This is a genomic window from Nonomuraea sp. NPDC001684 (assembly GCF_053596515.1).
Genome location: NZ_JBSFGJ010000773.1, coordinates 1 through 2,504, shown reverse-complemented (window position 1 = coordinate 2,504; position 2,504 = coordinate 1). Strand labels below are relative to the sequence as shown.

The window sequence follows — 2,504 nt, the reverse complement described above, 5'->3', positions numbered from 1 at the left end:
CTCAAGCCCGACCTGCTGGCCGACGCCTTCGCCCTGACCCGCGCCCGCCTGCTCTACTGCCAGCCGACCTACCACAACCCGACCGGGGCGGTGCTGGCCCCGGGCCGCCGGCGCCAGGTCCTCGACACGGCCCGCGCGGCCGGCGCCTTCGTGATCGAGGACGACTTCGCTCGCCACCTCGGCCACGGCGCGCCGGTGCCGCCGCCGCTGCTGGCCGACGACCGCGACGGCACGGTCGTGCACCTGACCTCCCTCACCAAACCGGCCGCGCCCAGCCTGCGCATCGGCGCCCTGACCGCCCGGGGCCCGGTCATGGAACGCCTGCGCGCCGTGCGGCTGGTCGACGACTTCTTCGTCGGCCGCCCGCTGCAGGAGGCGGCGCTCGACCTGCTCACCTCCCCCGCCTGGGAGCGGCACGTCCGGTCGCTGGGCTCGGCGCTGCGGGAGCGGTGCGCGACGCTGGCCGCCGCCGTCCTGGCCGAGCTGCCCGGCTGGACCCTCGACCGCGTGCCCGCCGGCGGCCTGCACCTGTGGGTGCGCCTGCCCGGCGGCGCCGACGACGCCGTGGTCGCCGACGCGGCTCGCCGCGACGGCGTCGCCGTCAGCGCCGGCAACCGCTACTTCGCCACCGAGCTCCCGGCGGCCTTCCTGCGTCTCGGCTTCGCCGCGACCGCCGGGCACGCCGAGCTGGCCGAGGCCGTGCGGCGGCTCGCGGAGGTGGACCGCGCTCTGACGGCGTCCCGGTAGCGCTTCTGGGTCAGCCCTGTGCCCAGGCGGTCGCCGTCCAGGTCAGCGCGTGCGTGGCGGCGGACTTGCGGAGCAGCCTGAGGTGGACGACCTGGTGGTCCTCCGTGACGACGCACAGGCCCATGCCCGTCCGCATGCGGGCGAAGGTGAGCGAGGAGCCGAGCGGGTTCAGGTTCACCGCGTCCACGCAGGCAGCGGGCCAGCGGCCCGGCCAGGGCGGGCGGGCATCCGCGCAGGTCGGGCTCCTCGTTGGCGATGCGGTAGAAGAGCACGTCCGCCGGGCCCTCGCCGAACGCGGGCCGTCCGGTCAGGGCGAAGACGGCGAGCTGGCCCAGCGCGAACACGTCCGTGGCCGAGGTCACCGGCAGGCCCCTGACCTGTTCGGGGGTCATGAACGCCGGGGTGCCGACGCGCATGCCCGTGTGGGTGAGGCAGGTGGCCTCCACGGCGCGGGCGATGCCGAAGTCGATCACCTTGGGCCGGTCCTCGGCCGGCAGCACGTTCGAGGGCTTGAGGTCCCGGTGGACCAGCCCGGCGGCGTGGATGCCGATCAGCGCCTCGGCGACCCCCGCGATCAGCCGCCGGACGGTGGCCGGCGGCAGCGGACCGTGCTCGGCCACGGCCTGGTGCAGCGAAGGCCCGCAGATGTGGGCCGTGGCCAGCCAGGGGACGGCCGCGTCGGGGTCGGCGTCCACCACGGGGGCGGTGAAGGCGCCCTGCACCCGCTGCGCCGCCTGCACCTCGTGGCGGAACCGGCGGCGGAACTCCGGGTCGGCGGCGTACTCGGGCTTGACGACCTCCAGGGCCGGTACGGGGGTCGTCCGCGTGGAGCCGGGGGCGGCCGATCGGGCCCGCCCCGGCGTCGCACGGGATCATTGTCGGCCCGTCGAGGCGTACGGCGCCTGTCCCGCATTCGTCCCACACCGTGTGGTGCGGGCGGCCGTCAGCGGACGGCGATGGCCTCCTCCACGAGCGCCACGGCGGCGCGCGGGTCGGCGACCTCGATCACGAGCCGGGCGTAACGTTCGTCGGCCAGCTCGATGACCACGGCCTTGGCGGCGTCGTGCACGTCCCAGAAGACCTTCTCACCATTGAGGTGGAACGTTCCGGCCGTGATGACGCCGGGCAGGTGGGCGCCGGGCGCGCGCACCCCCTTGGGGTCGCCGACGATCCCGGGGTCGGCGGTGGCGCCGCGCACGTTGGCCAGCGGGATGACCAGCCGGCTCTTCAACGCCCACAGTTTGTCCAGGCCCTCGATCTCCACGACCAGCGTCTGTCCGTCAATGCTGATCCTCGCCATGTCATGCTCCTTGGTGGTGGTGGTTGAGCCGGTGGGCCAGAGCGGCGCCGGCCCGGTCGATGTCGGTGTTCGCGGTCCCCGCCCTGGCCCGCAGCCGCAGGCCGAGCAGGGCCGCGGTGAGCGCGAAGGCCAGGCCGTCCTCGGCGCCCTCGCTCCCGGACGCCGCCGTGGCGGCCTGGTCGAACGCGGCCAGCACGGCGGCGAGCCGGTCGGCGACCTCGCGGTCGACCGGCGCGCGTTCGACGGCGGCCAGCAGCAGCAGGTTGAGGCCGACCTCGGCGTCCGGCTCGGCGGCGGCCACGCGCAACGCCTCGGCCAGGTCGCCGGCGGCGGCGATCCGGTCGATCAGCGGGTTGACGTCGTGCTCCAGGGACCAGCTCAGCGCGGCCTGGTAGAGACCGCGCTTGCTGCCGAAGGTCTTGTACAGGCTGTTGCGGTGGACGCCGAGGTGGGTCTC

The 2,504-nt window shown here is 75.4% G+C and carries 3 protein-coding genes and 1 pseudogene; 1 reads left to right on the top strand and 3 read right to left on the bottom strand.

Going from position 1 to position 2,504, the window contains the following annotated elements; all coding sequences use genetic code 11:
* The coding region (locus ACWCSD_RS51485) for an aminotransferase class I/II-fold pyridoxal phosphate-dependent enzyme (RefSeq protein WP_449927032.1) at positions 1–747 on the top strand (747 nt) is incomplete at its 5' end.
* Between the two features lie 200 nt (positions 748–947).
* On the opposite strand, the pseudogene ACWCSD_RS51480 reads toward ACWCSD_RS51485, so the two are convergent.
* From ACWCSD_RS51480 to ACWCSD_RS51470, 3 genes and pseudogenes are all read right to left on the bottom strand, one after another.
* Positions 948–1,550, bottom strand: a pseudogene (locus tag ACWCSD_RS51480) (serine/threonine-protein kinase); the annotation flags it as partial.
* Positions 1,551–1,690: 140 nt separating this feature from the next.
* On the bottom strand, positions 1,691–2,047 hold the full coding sequence (locus tag ACWCSD_RS51475) for a hypothetical protein (protein WP_358300312.1): 357 nt from the start codon (positions 2,045–2,047) through the stop codon (positions 1,691–1,693).
* A gap of 1 nt (position 2,048) precedes the next feature.
* A partial coding sequence (locus ACWCSD_RS51470; RefSeq protein ID WP_449927030.1) for a hypothetical protein occupies positions 2,049–2,504 on the bottom strand: 456 nt, incomplete at its 5' end.